17 protein-coding genes are annotated in these 15,241 nt (G+C 67.6%); 4 read left to right on the forward strand and 13 right to left on the reverse strand.

Annotated features, from left to right (window positions below; translation table 11 throughout):
* Window positions 1-373 precede the first annotated feature (373 nt).
* Entirely contained in the window at window positions 374-934 is a 561-nt protein-coding gene (gene ampD / locus IEJ03_RS13220) for a 1,6-anhydro-N-acetylmuramyl-L-alanine amidase AmpD (protein ID WP_192035292.1), read from the reverse strand.
* Between the two features lie 177 nt (window positions 935-1,111).
* On the opposite strand from ampD, the gene nadC reads away from it, so the two are divergent.
* The gene (nadC, locus tag IEJ03_RS13225; RefSeq protein ID WP_192035293.1) at window positions 1,112-1,966 is read left to right on the forward strand and encodes a carboxylating nicotinate-nucleotide diphosphorylase; all 855 of its coding nucleotides are present in this window, start codon (window positions 1,112-1,114) and stop codon (window positions 1,964-1,966) included.
* A gap of 226 nt (window positions 1,967-2,192) precedes the next feature.
* On the opposite strand, the gene IEJ03_RS13230 is transcribed toward nadC, so the two are convergent.
* The 4 genes from IEJ03_RS13230 to IEJ03_RS13245 all read right to left on the reverse strand — a co-directional run bounded on the left by IEJ03_RS13230 (window position 2,193) and on the right by IEJ03_RS13245 (window position 4,732).
* On the reverse strand, window positions 2,193-2,726 hold the full coding sequence (locus tag IEJ03_RS13230) for a GNAT family N-acetyltransferase (RefSeq protein WP_192035294.1): 534 nt from the start codon (window positions 2,724-2,726) through the stop codon (window positions 2,193-2,195).
* The gene (gene mtnC / locus IEJ03_RS13235) at window positions 2,713-3,456 is read right to left on the reverse strand and encodes an acireductone synthase (RefSeq protein ID WP_192035295.1); all 744 of its coding nucleotides are present in this window, start codon (window positions 3,454-3,456) and stop codon (window positions 2,713-2,715) included. The genes IEJ03_RS13230 and mtnC overlap by 14 nt, the downstream gene beginning before the upstream one ends.
* Complete coding sequence (locus IEJ03_RS13240; protein WP_192035296.1) at window positions 3,453-4,049, reverse strand: cupin; 597 nt, start codon at window positions 4,047-4,049, stop codon at window positions 3,453-3,455. Before IEJ03_RS13240 ends, mtnC begins: the two co-directional genes overlap by 4 nt.
* A gap of 65 nt (window positions 4,050-4,114) precedes the next feature.
* Window positions 4,115-4,732, reverse strand: coding sequence for a methylthioribulose 1-phosphate dehydratase (locus IEJ03_RS13245; protein ID WP_202884375.1), 618 nt, complete (start codon window positions 4,730-4,732; stop codon window positions 4,115-4,117).
* A 117-nt stretch (window positions 4,733-4,849) separates the two neighbouring features.
* On the opposite strand from IEJ03_RS13245, the gene tsaA reads away from it, so the two are divergent.
* Window positions 4,850-5,593, forward strand: coding sequence for a tRNA (N6-threonylcarbamoyladenosine(37)-N6)-methyltransferase TrmO (gene tsaA / locus IEJ03_RS13250; protein WP_192035297.1), 744 nt, complete (start codon window positions 4,850-4,852; stop codon window positions 5,591-5,593).
* Between the two features lie 184 nt (window positions 5,594-5,777).
* Here tsaA and purC read toward each other — a convergent pair whose 3' ends face one another.
* From purC to dapA, 4 genes are all read right to left on the reverse strand, one after another.
* Window positions 5,778-6,491, reverse strand: a complete 714-nt coding sequence (gene purC / locus IEJ03_RS13255; protein WP_192035298.1) for a phosphoribosylaminoimidazolesuccinocarboxamide synthase — start codon at window positions 6,489-6,491, stop codon at window positions 5,778-5,780.
* A 74-nt stretch (window positions 6,492-6,565) separates the two neighbouring features.
* Entirely contained in the window at window positions 6,566-7,348 is a 783-nt protein-coding gene (locus IEJ03_RS13260) for an MBL fold metallo-hydrolase (protein WP_192035299.1), read from the reverse strand.
* Window positions 7,348-8,283: a lipoprotein-34 gene (locus IEJ03_RS13265; protein WP_192035300.1), complete on the reverse strand. Its 936-nt coding sequence runs from the start codon at window positions 8,281-8,283 to the stop codon at window positions 7,348-7,350. Before IEJ03_RS13265 ends, IEJ03_RS13260 begins: the two co-directional genes overlap by 1 nt.
* Before the next feature lie 35 nt (window positions 8,284-8,318).
* Window positions 8,319-9,203 (reverse strand): 4-hydroxy-tetrahydrodipicolinate synthase, encoded by an 885-nt coding sequence (gene dapA / locus IEJ03_RS13270; RefSeq protein WP_192035301.1) that lies wholly within the window; start codon window positions 9,201-9,203, stop codon window positions 8,319-8,321.
* A 282-nt stretch (window positions 9,204-9,485) separates the two neighbouring features.
* Between dapA and IEJ03_RS13275 the strand changes: the two genes are divergently transcribed.
* Window positions 9,486-9,959, forward strand: coding sequence for a peroxiredoxin (locus IEJ03_RS13275; RefSeq protein ID WP_192035302.1), 474 nt, complete (start codon window positions 9,486-9,488; stop codon window positions 9,957-9,959).
* Window positions 9,960-10,037: 78 nt separating this feature from the next.
* Here the strand turns inward: IEJ03_RS13275 and IEJ03_RS13280 are convergent, their stop codons facing one another.
* Together IEJ03_RS13280 and IEJ03_RS13285 are read right to left on the reverse strand one after the other, a co-directional pair.
* A complete protein-coding gene (locus IEJ03_RS13280) occupies window positions 10,038-11,138 on the reverse strand; it encodes an AI-2E family transporter (protein ID WP_192035303.1) in 1,101 nt (366 codons plus the stop codon).
* Window positions 11,135-11,386 carry a sulfurtransferase TusA family protein gene (locus IEJ03_RS13285; RefSeq protein ID WP_192035304.1) on the reverse strand — a complete coding sequence of 84 codons (252 nt, stop codon included), beginning with the start codon at window positions 11,384-11,386 and terminating at the stop codon, window positions 11,135-11,137. The genes IEJ03_RS13280 and IEJ03_RS13285 overlap by 4 nt, the downstream gene beginning before the upstream one ends.
* Before the next feature lie 130 nt (window positions 11,387-11,516).
* Between IEJ03_RS13285 and IEJ03_RS13290 the strand changes: the two genes are divergently transcribed.
* Complete coding sequence (locus IEJ03_RS13290; RefSeq protein ID WP_192035305.1) at window positions 11,517-12,974, forward strand: M48 family metalloprotease; 1,458 nt, start codon at window positions 11,517-11,519, stop codon at window positions 12,972-12,974.
* 102 nt (window positions 12,975-13,076) lie between these two features.
* Here the strand turns inward: IEJ03_RS13290 and IEJ03_RS13295 are convergent, their stop codons facing one another.
* Both IEJ03_RS13295 and nadA read right to left on the reverse strand, forming a co-directional pair.
* Window positions 13,077-14,042 carry an IS1595 family transposase gene (locus tag IEJ03_RS13295; RefSeq protein WP_192035306.1) on the reverse strand — a complete coding sequence of 322 codons (966 nt, stop codon included), beginning with the start codon at window positions 14,040-14,042 and terminating at the stop codon, window positions 13,077-13,079.
* 114 nt (window positions 14,043-14,156) lie between these two features.
* Entirely contained in the window at window positions 14,157-15,185 is a 1,029-nt protein-coding gene (gene nadA / locus IEJ03_RS13300; RefSeq protein ID WP_192035307.1) for a quinolinate synthase NadA, read from the reverse strand.
* Window positions 15,186-15,241: the final 56 nt, after the last annotated feature.

Consider the following 15,241-nt stretch of genomic DNA (forward strand, 5'->3'; position numbering starts at 1 on the left):
TCTCCGAATGAAGATATGGTGTCGGTCTGCCCTCACCCGGGAGGAGGGAGGGGCGTGTGGCGCTCTTCAGTGCGGGCGTGACCTTCTATGGATCACGTCTCCAGAATAGTGGGCATGGGGTGGCGTTCATGTAGTAAATTTACAGAGTGATACGCGCAATGCCCGGAATCAGGCCACGAAGATACCGCAAAGCCCAGCCCCTGCCAATTCCAGCAAAAAATGGAACGCATTTCCAAGATGCATATTGCATTGCAGCACAATGGCCTAGCGCATCACCCCCACAAGCCTAGCCGAAAGATCGACTCGTGTAGCCCCGCGACAAACGGCTTTACCAACGCTCACGTTTCCTCGTCGGGCACGGACGAAGACACCGTCAAAGGAACTGGCCGAGACACTGGCGAAAATAGGCCCAGTCGAAGGCAGGGCCCGGGTCGGTCTTGCGCAGCGGCGCGATGCGGGCATGGCTGGTGATGCGTTCGGGGGTGAGCGCGGGATAGTGTGTCAGCAGGTCGCGCACCACCCGCGAGAGGGTGGCGTACTGGGCGGCACGATAAGGGCTCTGCTCGTCGCCCTCGAGCTCGATACCGATCGCGAAGTCGTTGAGTTCCGCGCGCCAGGCCATACCATCGAACCAGCGCGAGCGCCCGGCATGCCAGGCGCGCCGCTCGAAGGGCACGAACTGCACGGCCTCGCCGTCGCGGCGAATCAGCAGATGCGCCGAGACCCGCAGGCCGGCGACCTGGGCGAAATAGGGATGGGCCTGCGGATCCAGGCGATTGGTGAACAGCCGTTCGATGGCATCCCCCGAGAAGACACCCGGCGGCAGGCTGATCGAGTGCAGCACCAGCGCCGAGACCTCGCCCGCGGGACGGGCGTTGTGGTTGGGTGACAATACCCGGCGTGCCGGTGCCCAGTAGCCCTGTGTGATACTCATGCAATGCCTCTCGTCTGACGGTTCTCCAGCGCGACCGGGGGACGCGCGCCGGGCGAGCAGCCTCATGTGACGCTCGAGGCCCGGATTCCCTATAATGGGGCATTGTCGCATCGATTCATCCGTCAGGCACCGCTGCCCCGCGCCGGTGCTGCCCACGCCAGGGAGCCCAGGCCCGCCATGCATTACCACGAAGCCCTCGCCGAAGAGATCCGCACCAGCGCCGCCCGGCTGTTGGCCGAGGACGTCGGCCCCGGCGACATCACCGCCCAGCTGATTCCCGAACGCCAGTGGGCCACCGCCCGGGTCATCACTCGCGAGCCCGCCGTGCTGTGCGGCGTGGCCTTCGTCGATGAGCTGTTCCGCCGCCTGGATTCCCGGGTGACGCTTCACTGGCAGCATGCCGACGGCGACCGGCTCGCCCCCGGCGATACCCTGCTCGAGCTCGAAGGCCCGGCCCGCAGCCTGCTGACCGGCGAACGTGCCGCCCTGAACCTGCTGCAGACGCTCTCCGGCACCGCCACCCGCACCCGCGCCTACGTCGATCTGATCGAGGACACCGGCGTGCGCCTGCTGGATACCCGCAAGACCCTCCCCGGCCTTCGCCTGGCCCAGAAGTACGCGGTGACCTGCGGCGGCGGCCACAACCACCGGGTCGGCCTCTATGACGCCTTCCTGATCAAGGAAAACCACATCGCCGCCTGTGGCGGGATCGCGGCGGCGGTCAAGGAGGCCCGCGGCATCGCCAAGGAGCTGCCGGTCGAGGTCGAGGTCGAGACCTTCGACGAGCTCGACCAGGCGCTGGCGGCCGGCGCCGACGTGGTGATGCTCGACAACTTCTCGCTGGACGACCTGCGCGAGGCGGTCAAGCGCAACGACGGTCGCGCCACCCTGGAAGCCTCCGGCAACGTCAGCGACGCCACCCTGCGCGCGATCGCCGAAACCGGCGTCGACTGCATCTCCAGCGGCGCCCTGACCAAGGACGTTAAGTCCATCGACCTGTCGATGCGCGTCCTGGACAGCGAGACCCGCTGAGGCGACCGCCCGCACCGCCCCCACTTCGGGTCTCGGCGCGGCAGGCTCCATCTCGGCCTGCCCGCCGCCCATGACGGGGCCCGCCATATGACCGAACCTGTCACATGACCGAGTCCGTAATAAGAAAGACCCCGTCCGGCGATACCGGGCGGGGTCTTTCGTGAGACGACGGCACAGGTATCGGGCCGGCTTCCGCCCGCGCGCTAACCGGTCGAGAGGAGGCCGCTCAGGTCTCCAGCAGTTCCAGCCGCTTGACCAGGCGAACCCGCGGCAGACGCTCGCCGCCGCGCTCCACCCACTCCTCGCCCTCCTGCTGCCAGCCGCGCTGGGTGAGGCGGGCGGCGAGCATCAGGCTCGCCTCGATACGCAACCGGTCAAGCCCCTGTTCCCGAAACACCCTCTCCGCATGCTGAAGCAGGGTGCTGCCGATGCCCCGCCGGCCAAGCGACGGCCAGACGTAGAGCGTCTCGATGCGCCCCTCGCCGTCGCCGCCCTGACCCAGCTCCAGAAAACCTACGCAGCGCCCGTCGCAGGCCGCCACCAGGGTCGGATGGAGCAGCTGGCGGGCGGCCCAGGCGCTGCCTTCCCGGGGCAGCGCCGAGGCCCAGGCGCGGCGCTGCTCGACGCTGTAGTGCTCGGCCGCACCCTGCATCACCGCGTGATGAAAGACCTCGGCCTGATCGGCGCCGTCGGCGGGCAGGGCATCGCGGTAGACGATGCGCGCCTTCCCGGCGCGGGGTCCCGTCTCAGCCACGCTCATCGTGTCCTCCTGTCGTGCGTCTAGTCCTGTCGTCCCTGGCGTCAGGCGACGCCCCGTCGAGGCGCACCTCGTCGAAGCTCGCCGCCAACGGGTGATCGCCGGTGGTCATGCCGCTCTCTCGTACCAGCTGGCAGGTGACGAGCCCGGCCACGCGGGCGGCGTCGAGCTCGGCGACCACATCCGACAGAAAGAGGATCTCCTCAGGCGCCCTGCCGATCGCCTCGACGATGCGTGCATAACTCGCGGCCTCGCGTTTGGGGCCGGTGGTGGTGTCGAAGTAGCCCGCGAACAGCCCCGTGAGATCGCCCAGGTCGCTATGGCCGAACAGCAGTTGCTGGGCCTTCACCGATCCCGAGGAATAGACGTAGAGGTCGCGCCCGGCGGCCTGCCAGCGCGTAAGCGCCTCGGCGGCGTCGGGATAGACGTGCCCGGTGAAGTCGCCGGCCCGGTACCCCGCCTCCCAGATCATGCCCTGCAGTGCCTTGAGCGGCGTGGCCTTGCGATCCTCATGGATCCAGCCCTCGAGAATGACGATCAGCCGATCGAGATCCGCATCCGGCTCACCGGCCTCCTCGCGGGTCGCCTCGAGCTGCTTGGCGACCTCGTCCTCACGATGGTGACGGCGCAGGAAATCGCCGAGATGCCGGCGGGCATAGGGGAAGAGCACCTCATGGACGAAGGCGATGGAGCCGGTGGTGCCCTCGATGTCGGTGACGATGGCGCGAATCATGCCACGCCTCCCTGAGCCTTTTCCGCGGCCTCGGCCTGGCCGGTCGGCAAGGCCTCGAAACGCGGGAAGCGCGCGGCGATGGTCTCACCGGTGAAGTTCGCCACCCAGCCCTCGGGGTTGGTGAACAGGCGAATGGCGGTGAAGTGTGGCGCCGGCCCCATGTCGAACCAGTGCGGCGTGCCTGCCGGCACCGACATCAGATCCCCCTGGGCGCAGCCCACCGCATAGACCCGTTCGCCGAGGTGCAGGTAGAAGATGCCCTCGCCACGCACGAAGAAGCGCACCTCGTCCTCGCCGTGGCGATGCTCGTCGAGAAACTTGGCGCGCAGTGCATCCTTGTCCGGATGCTCCGGGGTCAGGCCGATCACGTCGGCGGTGGCGAAGCCGTTCTCGGCCTTGAGCCGATCGATCTCCTCGGCGTAGGCGGCGAGCACCACGTCGGGATCGGCGTCGGGCGCCAGGTCGGCCTTGGTGGCCCAGCGCTCGAAACGGATGCCGTGCGCCGCGAGCTCAGCGGCGATGCGCTCGCCGTCACGGGTGGTCAGCAGCGGCTGGTCGGGGTCATGATCGGAATAGACGTTGAGAAAGCTCATGGCAGTGCTCCATCGGGCAAGGCGAGCGGGCAGGCCGTGGCTTGCCGTATCGCGGACCGCCCCGGTTAGCGGGCGCGGCGCATCATCAGTTCACAGTCGAAAAGGAAATCCAGCGCCTCGACCTGGCGCAGGCAGCCGGTCATGTCCCGGGCCCAGGTGTAGAGGCCGTGGCCGCGGATCAGGTAGGCGCGGGTGTCGAGGCCCTCCAGGCGCTCGCGCACGATGTCGGCCAGCGCGGCGATGTCCTGGCTGTTATCGACGATCGGCACCGCAAGCGCCGTGTCATGGCTGCTGACGCCCTCGATCGCCTTCTGCAGCTCGAAGCCCTCGAGCCACAGGGTTTCACCCCCGACCAGGCGCGACAGCACGGTCGCCGCCCGGGAATGGGTGTGCAGCACGGCGCCGGCTTCGGGCCGGTCCTCGTAGAGCTGGCCGTGCAGGCGCGCCTCGTCGGAGGGCTTCTGGGGGCTGCCGACGGGCGTGACGGCGAAGTCGGTGACCATGACGTCGGCCGGCGTCAGCCGCCCCTTGTGGCGGCCCGAAGCGGTCACCGCCATGTGAGTCGCATCCAGGCGCACCGAAAAGTTGCCGCCGGTGGCCGGCACCTGGCCGGCCCGGTACAGCTCGTCTCCGGCGGCCACGATGGCCTGCTGGGCGCGGGCCAGTTGCTCGAGATCGATCACCGCTTTCTCTCCTGTGATTAAGCCGCCAGCCTACCGAAGCCGCGCGCCGTCGCCAATCTTCCCGATACCGCAGGACGCGCCGTGCGCCGCCCGGGCAGGCACGGCATAATGGCGCCCATGACTGCTCATCCCGCCTCCCCCGCCAACCGCTTCGCCCTCACGCCCATCGGACGCATCGAGAGCGACTACCCGGACAAGTTCGGCATCCCTCGCCAGCCGGGACTCGCCCCGGCCGCCCGCGCTCGCCTGGTGCTGCTGCCGCCCTATGACGACCCGCTCTCGGTGCGCGGCCTCGAGGCCTTCAGTCACCTGTGGCTGACCTTCGTCTTTCACCACAGCCCGGAGCGCTGGACGCCGCTGGTGCGCCCGCCACGCCTGGGCGGCAACGCCAGGGTCGGGGTCTTCGCCAGCCGCAGCACGCACCGTCCCAACCGCCTGGGGCTGTCGCTGGTCGAGCTTCGGGGCATCGACACCGGCAACGGCGGCGTGGCGCTCGAGCTTTCCGGCCACGACCTGCTCGACGGCACCCCGGTACTCGACATCAAGCCCTATCTGCCCTGGGCGGAGGCGCGGCCGGAGGCCAGCGCCGGCTTCGCCCCTGCCGCCCCTGCCCGTTGTCCGGTGGCCTTCTCCGACGAGGCCGCGGCGGCGCTTGAGCGGCGCGATGATGCCGCCTCGCTGCGCGCGCTGATCACCCAGGTCCTGGCCCAGGACCCGCGTCCCGCCTATCGCCGTGGCGCCGAGGCGCGGGTCTACGGGGTGCGGCTTCGCGATGTCGACGTGCGCTTTCGCGCCGAGGAGCACGAGGGCGGCACACGCCTGCGGGTGGTGGCGCTGGTCGAGGACGGCGGCTCCCCATGACGACCGCGACCGGGGTGGCGACACCGGCTGAGGCGGGTAAGGGCTTCCCCGCCGCACCTCGCCTCCCCCTCGCAGACGACGGCCACACAGGGGCTCCGTCAAAGTGTGATGAACCAAAAAAGGGGCCCGCGGGCCCCTTGCTCTGTCTTGCTCTACTTGCGTGCTATCGCTCGGTTCGCCGGACTCAATCGAAGCTGACACCGATGCGACGGCCGACTTCCTCGTAGGCCTCGATCACGCCGCCCAGGCCTTGGCGGAAGCGGTCCTTGTCGAGCTTCTCGCGGGTCTTGGCGTCCCACAGCCGGCAGCCGTCCGGCGAGAACTCGTCGCCGAGCACGATCTGGCCCTTGAAGACGCCGAACTCGAGCTTGTAGTCGACCAGCAGCATGCCACCCTCGGCGAACAGCGCCTTGAGCACATCGTTGACCTTGAAGGTCAGCGCCTTCATTTCCTTGAGCTGCTCCTGGGTGGCCCAGCCGAATGTCTCGGCCAGCGACTCGTTGATCATCGGGTCGTGCTGGGCGTCATTCTTCAGGAACAGCTCGAAGGTCGGCGGCGTCAGCGTCTGGCCTTCCTCGACGCCGAGGCGCCGGCACAGGCTGCCGGCGGAGATGTTGCGCACCACGCACTCCACCGGCAGCATGTCGAGCTTCTTGACCACGCATTCGGTGTCCGAGAGCAGGCCATCGAAGTGGGTCGGAATGCCGGCGTCCTGCAGCTTGCCCATGATGAAGGCATTGAACTTGTTGTTGACCATGCCCTTGCGCGCCAGGGATTCCATGCGCTCGCCGTCGAAGGCGCTGGTGTCGTCGCGGAATTCGAGGATCAGGCGATCCGGGTCATCGGTGTGGTAGACCGACTTGGCCTTGCCGGCGTAGAGCTCTTGACGCTTTTCCATGAGGGGTCTCCGAATGGGGAGGTGGCTTGAAGGGGCTGCAAACAGGGATGGTGAAACGGTGCCATGAACGAATACTAGCGGATGGTCTGCCAATCCAGGCCCTGGTCCTGGGCGGCCACCACCAGCCGTGATTCATCGCCATCGAGCAGCGGCACCAAGGCCTCCAGGGCAAGCTCGGGGCGGTTGTTGTGTTCGGACAGGTGCGAACAGACGATGCACTGCAGCCGGTCGAGCCCGACCCCCGCCAGCAGCGTCGCCGCCTGCGGGTTGGCCAGGTGCCCCCAATCACCGCCGACACGGCGCTTGAGACGCGGCGGGTAGGGGCCATCGGCCAGCAGCTGCCGATCGTGATTGCACTCGAGGATCAGCGCATCGCACCCCACGAAGGCCCGGATCACATGGGCACTGGGATGGCCCAGATCGGTCACCACGCCCAACCGCCGCCCGTGGGCGCTGAGGTGGAATTGTACCGGTTCCCGGGCATCGTGGGGTACGGTCACCGGCATGACCTCGATCCCGCCGACGGCGAAGGCCGCCTGGGGCGTGATCCACTCGTGGCGCGGCACCTGCTTGAGGCGCCCGGACAGCCAGGTGCCCGGGGTCAGGTAGACCGGCATGCCGTAGCGTCGCGCCAGGGGCCCGACGCCACCGATATGATCGCCGTGCTCGTGGGTCACCAGCACCGCCGCGACCTGCCTGGGATGCAGGCCCAGCCGGGCGAGCCGCCGCTCGGTCTCGGCCAGGCCGAAGCCGCAGTCGATGAGCAGGTGGGTCTCGCCGTCGCTGACCAGGGTGGCATTGCCCTTGCTGCCGCTGCCCAGCGACGCGAAGTGCAGGGCGCGTGATGCCGGTGGCATCAGCGCAACAGCGAGGCCAGCCGGCCCAGCAGGTCACGCTCGCCGGCATCGTCCAGCGAAGGCTCACCGGCACTCTCGACCGTGAGGCGCGCCTGGCCCTCGGCCGCCGGCACCACGCTGAGTCGCGCCCGTCGCGGCGTCTGGTCGCCGAACAGCCGACCGAGGATCCCGGCATGGCGCTCGGCCAGCGGCAGGTAGGCGACCAGGAAGGAACCGGCGCCGGCGTCCTGATCCAGGAGCTCCTGCTCGGGCCGGTCGAAGTCCCGCTCGAACAGGTGGCTGAGCTCCGCCCAGGCCTGATCGGGGGCGGCATCGATCAGCAGCGCACGCTCGCCGGCACTGCCGACCAGGCGCGCCGCTGCCGCGCCCACCGTCTCCTGACGGGACAGGTTCGAGGCCATGGCGGTCTGACCGCGGGCGCTCAGGTAGCCGGCCAGAGCATCCAGGCAATCGTCGAGGGCCGACCCGTCCTGCTCGCAGCGCACTTCGCTGGTGGCCCCCAGGCCTTCACGCACCGCGATCACGCCCTCGGGCGTGGTCAGCCGGCGCGCCTGGTCGTCGCGCTCCCTGACGCTCAGCCGCTGGCGCTCGCCGAACTCGACGATCCGAGGCCAGACCTGGGCGGGCGGCTCGTTGACCACCAGCCAGCTCGCCTCGCCCATGCGGCGACGCTCGATATAGTCGCGCACCGCCGGCAGGGGCCTGGGCGCGGTGAAGTCGTCATCCCTCTGGCGGAAGGGCCGGTTGGCCTGGGGCACCGGCATCGCGGCGCGGCCGTCGCGGAGTTCGCTGTCGGCCGGCAGCGTCAGGGGCGTGATGCTCTCGGCCTCGACATAGGCGTCACTGCGGTCGTCGTAATAGCCGCCACTGGTGCAGCCGGCCGTTGCCAGAGCAACGGCCGCCACCAGCGGCATCCAGTTCGTGGCAGCTCTCATGCATCCACCTTGGTTGTCAGTCAGCGAAAGCGCGTTCAGTCGTCGCTGGCACCGGCCAGCTGCAGCGCCTCGCCGACCGTGGAATGGTATTTCTCGGACAGCCAGGTCAGCGGCAGACGGATGCCCTGCTCGGCATAGCCCATATGATGGAGAGCCCACTTGACCGGAATCGGGTTGGCCTCGATGCCGAGCTGGGTGTGCAGCGGCATCAGTCGGGTGTTGATCTGATGCGCCTTGTCCGCATCGCCAGCCACCGCAGCGGCACACAGCTCGTGCATCGCCTTGGGCACCACGTTGGCCGTCACCGAGATGTCGCCGTGGCCGCCCATCAGCATGAAATCACAGGCAGTGGCGTCGTCGCCGGAATAGAGCATGAAGCCCGTGCCCTTGAGGCGCTCGATCAGATCCTCGGCGCGCTCCAGGTTGCCGGTGGCGTCCTTGAGGCCGACGATGTTATCGACCTCGGCCAGACGCACCACCGTCTCATTGTAGATGTCCGAGCAGGTGCGGCCGGGCACGTTGTAGAGGATCACCGGCAGGTCGCTGGCCTCGGCGATGGCCTTGAAGTGCTGGTACAGCCCTTCCTGGGTCGGCTTGTTGTAGTAGGGCGCCACCGTCAGGCAGTAGTCGGCACCGACCTCCTTGGCGTAGCGAGTCAGCTCCACCGCCTCGGTGGTGTTGTTCGAGCCGGTACCGGCGATGACCGGGATACGGCCGCCGACCTCTTCCACCACGGTACGAATGACATCGAAATGCTCGGCGAAGGACATGGTGGTCGGCTCGCCGGTGGTGCCGGCGGCGACGATGGCATCGGTGCCGTTGTCGAGATGGAAGGTCACCAGGCGACGCAGCGCCTCCCAGTCGATCTCTCCGTTGGCCTTCATCGGCGTCGCCAGGGCGACGATACTGCCTGTGATCATCTTCTTTCCTCTACAAACGCCTGAGCATCAGCCGCCGCAGATGATGGCGCTGATGGGTCTACCGGGAAATGGAGCCAGGGGTTAGATGGTACTCAGGCCGCCAGAGCCTGTACAGAACCCAGCGCAAGGACTTTGCCCCCGGCCGCCTCGCCTTCGACACGCCTTTACAGCGCCGCCACGCTGGCGTGTAATCCTTGCACAAGTTATGGGCGCGGCCACGCCAGTGACCGGCGCCGCCCGTCCGGCCCCGCCGGATCCACGACACCACTCAAGGAGCCCCTCATGAGCCTAAGCCTCGGCCAGCCCGTGCCCGACTTCACCGCCACCGCCACCGGCGACACCACCGTGACCCTGTCCGAACTGAAGGGCAGGCAGGTGGTGGTCTACTTCTACCCCAAGGCCAGCACCCCGGGCTGCACCACCGAGGGCGGCGACTTTCGTGATCGCAAGGACGCCTTCGACGCCGCCAACACCGTGATCCTCGGGGTCTCCCGGGACGGCATTCGCGCCCAGGAGAACTTCAAGGCCAAGCAGGCCTTCAACTTCGAGCTGATCTCCGACAAGGACGAGACGGTCTGCCGGCTGTTCGACGTGATCAAGCTGAAGAAGCTCTACGGCAAGGAGCACCTGGGGATCGAGCGCAGCACCTTCCTGATCGATGCCGAGGGCAAGCTCGCCCGGGAATGGCGGGGCGTCAAGGTCAAGGGCCATGTCGAGGAGGTACTCGAGGCGGCAAAGGCCCTGCACGCAGGCTAAACCCTGGAAAGCCCCCGCCACTTCCTTCGAAGCCCCCGCCGCCTCTCAGGGGCGGCGGGAAGCCCTGGCGGGCTGTCCTCACGGCTCGGGCAGCTCACCGCTCAGCGGCTGCTCGACGTGTTCCTTGATGCCCCGCGGCCAGGCATAGACCAGCGCCTTGAGCAGGGTCGCCAGCGGAATCGCGAAGAAGATCCCCCAGAACCCCCAGATGCCGCCGAAGAACAGCACCGCCAGGATGATCGATACGGGGTGCAGGTTGACCGCCTCGGAGAACAGGATCGGCACCAGCACGTTGCCGTCCAGGGCCTGCAGCACGCCGTAGGCGAGGATCACGTACAGGAACTGATCACCGATCCCGAAGTGGAAGCCCGCGACCGCCGCCACCGGCAGGGTCGCCACGGCGGCGCCGATGAAGGGGATCAGCACCGACAACCCCACCAGCATGCCCAGCAGCGCCGAGTAAGGCAGGCCGAAATAGGCGAAGGTCAGGAAGCCGGCGCTGCCGACGATCACGATCTCGATGAACTTGCCGCGCACATAGTTGGCGATCTGGGCATCCATCTCGTGCCAGATGCGAGTCATCAGATCACGCTTGCGGGGCATCAGCCACAGGGTGAAGCCGACCAGCCGCTCCCGGTCCTTGAGCATGAAGAACACGAGTATCGGCACCAGCACCAGGTAGATGATCAGATCCATCAGGTTGCCCAGCGAGGCCAATGACAGGGTCAGGGCCCGCTGGCCGACCTGGGTCAGCTCGCGGCCGGCGGCGTCGATCCAGGCCTGGATCTGGTCCGGGGTGACCAGGTTGGGGTAGCGCAGCTGCAGCTCGTCGAGGAAGCGCTGCCCGCTGGCGAACATGCGCGGGATCTCCTGCACCAGGCTGACCAGCTGATTCCAGATCAGCGGCATGACCACCAGCGCCATCGCCAGCAGGATGCCAAGGAAGCCCACGAACACCACCAGCACCGCCATGAAGCCCGGTACATGGCGCCGGGTCAGCCAGTTCACCGCCCCCTGCAGCAGGAAGGCGATCACCAGCGAGGTAAGGAAGGGCGCCAGCATGCCGCCCAGCCACACCACCGCGGCGGTGCCGACGATCAGCAGCATCAGCAGGATCACCGCTTCCTCGTCGGAGAAGTAACGTTCGAGCCAGCCCGAGAACAGCGTCTTCAGCGTCATGCCGAGCGCTCCCGGTCGCCCTTGCGCAGCCAGTAATGATAGACCTCGCCGCGGGCTTCCCGGGCGGGCATCTCGTGGGCGCTCTGAGCAACAAAGGACTCGAAGTCCCGCCAGGAACCGGCATCGGTCGCGAGCACCTCGAGCACCTGCCCCGCCGTCAGCCGCGACAGCGCCTGCTTGGCCTTGAGCAGCGGCAGCGGGCAGGGCAGGTCACGGGCGTCGAGTACATCGTCTGCTTGCAAGGTCATGCCGTCTCCCGAAACAATGGGAATGAAGGTCGGGCCGCCCGACGGCCCTCAGTACACGGCACTTTAGCGGATCGGCGGCGGTCGGAGAAGGAGGCACGCCTCACCCGAGCGCCCACGCACAAGGAACATCATGCCATTACCCCGGAAGGCCTGGCGACACGCCACCACCGCACTGATCCTTGCCGGCGCCCTGATCACGACGCCGGCCCCAGCCATGGCGTTCGATCTGCCACAACTGGGATCGGCCACCAGCGGCGTCAACCCGAGCGAAGAATACCGCCTGGGTCGGACCTGGCTCCGGCAGTTCCGTGCCCGGGCGCCACTGTGGCAGGACCCGATCAGCCGCGACTACGTCGATGCCCTGATCGCAAGGCTGCTGCCCGACAGCGGCTTCCAGGGCGGCCGGCCGCTGGTCACCCTGGTCGACAGCCGGTTGCTCAATGCCTTTGCGGTGCCCGGCGGCGTGATCGGCGTCAACGCCGGCCTGTTCGCCTTCGCGGAGGATGAGGCCGCCCTGGCCTCGGTGCTGGCCCATGAACTGGGCCACCTCTCGCTGCGCCACTACGCCCGTCAGCAGGCCCGAGTCGAGGAGACCCAGCTGCCGACCATGGCCGCGATGCTGGCCGGCATGCTGATCGCCGCCGGTGGCGGCGGCGACGCCGGCATCGCCGCCGCCATGGGTTCCCAGGCCGCCTTCATCCAGGATCAGCTGGCCTACTCCCGGCGCTTCGAGCAGGAAGCGGATCGCCAGGGCCTCCAGGTGCTGCGAGACGCCGGCTACGATCCCCAGGCGATGGTGGAGATGTTTCGAGCCATGCAGCGCCAGTCCGCCCTGCAAGGCGGCAACCCGCCGGAATTCCTGCTCACTCACCCCGTCACCGAATCGCGCATCAGCGACGCCCAGGCTCGAGCCGCGGGCCTGGGCGCCGGCGAGCTGCGCGACCCGGGGCCCCTGTATGACATGGTACGGGCCCGTGCCCTGCTGACGATTCACCGGGACGCACCGCCCCAGGCCGCCAGCCTGCTCGCCCAGGGCGACGCCGCTCCGGCGGCCGAGCGCTATCTGGCGGCCCTGATCCGCGCCCGCGGAGGCGATCTCGCCGGCGCCCTCGCGACCCTCGACACCCTGACCCGGGAGTGGCCGGATCTGCCGCTGATCCCGACCAGCGCCGCCGAACTGGCCCTGGACGCCGGCCGGCACGGCGAGGCGCTCAGGCGCAGCCAACACCTGCTGCGCCTGATGCCGGACTACCTGCCGGCGCGACTGATCGAGGCCGAGGCCCTGCTGCAACAGGATGCCCGGGCCGCTTTCGAAGCGCTTCGCGATCTCGCCGAGGCGCACCCGGAGGACCCGCAGGTATTCACCCTGCTCGCCGAGGCCGCCGGACGCAGTCAGCGCGCGGCCTGGAGCCACCTGGCCCGCGCCGAACAGCTCCAGCTGACCGGGCGCATCACCCAGGGAATCCGCCAACTGGACATCGCCGAGGAGCTGGCCAAGCAGGAAGGCGAGATCGGCATCGGTGGACGTATCAGCGAGCGTCGCGAGGCCTTCGAGACGTATCGCGAGGCCATGAAGGAGTTCCAGTAGCCCTCCTCCAGCGAGCCCCTGCGGCTGCACGGCAGGCCCACACGACCAGCGATGGCTCGCCACCGGAGCGCCTCCCCCGGCTTCATTCGGCCGAGAAAAAGGCTATGTCCCCGTTACGTGTTGCACGGGACGCCCGACCGCTTCCTGAAGACAGTGAACAGGCTGTATCGCCGTTGCATAGCGCTCCAGCAGGCGCCGCCAGCCGAGATAGTTGACGAGATACTTGGTGGCGACGCCATGAAACCGGGCGATCCAGCGCTTCAATCGGCTGTGGTAGGCATTCACGTTCTGGATATGAAAAGCGCCCGCCTGGACTCGCTGCCCGAGCTTGGCATGCACCACCCGATGGGTGATACCGCACTCTCTGGCAAAGGCCGCATATACACTGGCACCGTCGGTGCACAACACGGATTCGCGATCGACCAGGGGCGTTAGCGCCTCCCGCACATGCCGCGCGTCGAGTTTTTCCAGCTGGAAATCGGCCGTGTGGCCTGCTCGGTCGCGCACCACCATGACTGGAATCTGGTCCGGTCCAATGCCTCTTGTCGCCCCGACACCCCCTCGCTTACGCGAGGGGCGTGGCAGATGACGCTGGCCTTTGAAGGATTCCAGGAAGAAGGTTTCGTCCGCCTCGACGATGCCGGCTTCGCGTGTGTCGCTATGCTCAGCGACCCGTGTCAGAAAACGATGTCGCCATCGGAAGGCCGTATTCTTGCTTATCCCACAGCGGCGCGCGGCCTCTCTTACCGTGTGCCCTTCGATCAGGGCCTGGGAATAGTCCAGCCAGCACTCGGCATGACGAAGGCGCGCCAGTGGCGTGGCCGTCAAGGCATTGCAGGTACGATGGCACTCCCGGCACCGGTAGCGGCGCAACCCGCGGCTCCAGCCCCACGGAGCTAACGACGCGGCATTGGCTGCACAGTGTGGGCAGGCCCGGTGCGCTGGCAAGGTATCGAGGAGTGCGTCTTGCTGGGGTCGCTTTTGAAGCTGACACCGAAGAAGGTGCTTTTGCCTGGTGTTGAGTTGGGTCAGCTGACCAAGCCAGTGCTGGAAGGCGTGAGCATCCATGAGCAGGTACCTCTTCAAGGCATCTACTAACAGGATAGCTTTCCAACACGTAACGGGGACATAGCCGAGAAAAAACCCGCGACGGTGTCGCGGGTTTTTCGATGGAGGCATGGCTCAGGCGTTGAAGTTGAGCATCCGCTCCAGGGGCCTCAGCGCCTTCTCGCGCAGGGCATCATCGACCAGAATCTCGCCGCTCTGCTCGCGCAGGGCACCGGCCAGGTTGTCCAGAGCGTTCATGGCCATCCACGGACAGTGAGCGCAACTCTTGCAGGTCGCGCCGCGCCCGGCGGTAGGGGCCTCGAACAGGGTCTTCTCCGGCACCGCCTGCTGCATCTTGAAGAAGATGCCGCGGTCGGTGGCCACGATCAGCTTGTCCTGGGGCAGCTCCCTGGCGGCCTTGATGAGCTGCGAGGTGGAACCCGCCACGTCGGCCAGCTCGACCACAGACGCCGGGGACTCCGGGTGCACCAGCACCGCGGCCTCCGGATAGAGCGCCTTCAGATCCTCGATGCCCTTGGCCTTGAACTCCTCGTGAACGATGCAGGCACCGTCCCAGAGCAGCATGTCGGCACCGGTCTGCTTTTGGATGTAACCGCCCAGATGCTTGTCCGGGGCCCACAGGATCTTCTCGCCGCGGGCCTTGAGGTGCTCGATGACATCGACGGCGATCGAGGAGGTCACCACCCAGTCGGCGCGCGCCTTCACCGCCGCCGAGGTGTTGGCATAGACCACCACGGTGCGGTCGGGGTGAGCATCACAGAACGCCGCAAACTCGTCGGCCGGGCAGCCCAGGTCCAGCGAGCAGGTCGCCTCCAGGGTCGGCATCAGCACGCGCTTTTCCGGAGAGAGGATCTTGGCGGTCTCGCCCATGAAGCGCACGCCGGCCACCACCAGGGTCGAGGCCTCGTGGCGGGCGCCGAAGCGGGCCATCTCCAGGGAATCGGCCACGCAGCCACCGGTTTCCTCGGCGAGTTGCTGGATGGCGTCGTCGGTGTAGTAATGGGCGACCAGCACGGCATTTCGCTCGTGCAGCAGGCGCTTGATTTCATCGATACGCACTTCGTCCTCGGCGGGAATCCGCGTCGGGCAGTACGCTCGGGCCAGATGCTCGCGCACCTCGGCTCGGGAGGTCATGATCGTCATCGTGTCTACCACTGTGACTGGCAGGGGCTCCCCCTGCATGGCACCAGATGCCTCGG

The organism is Halomonas sp. YLGW01 (genome assembly GCF_014840935.1).
GTDB lineage: Bacteria > Pseudomonadota > Gammaproteobacteria > Pseudomonadales > Halomonadaceae > Onishia.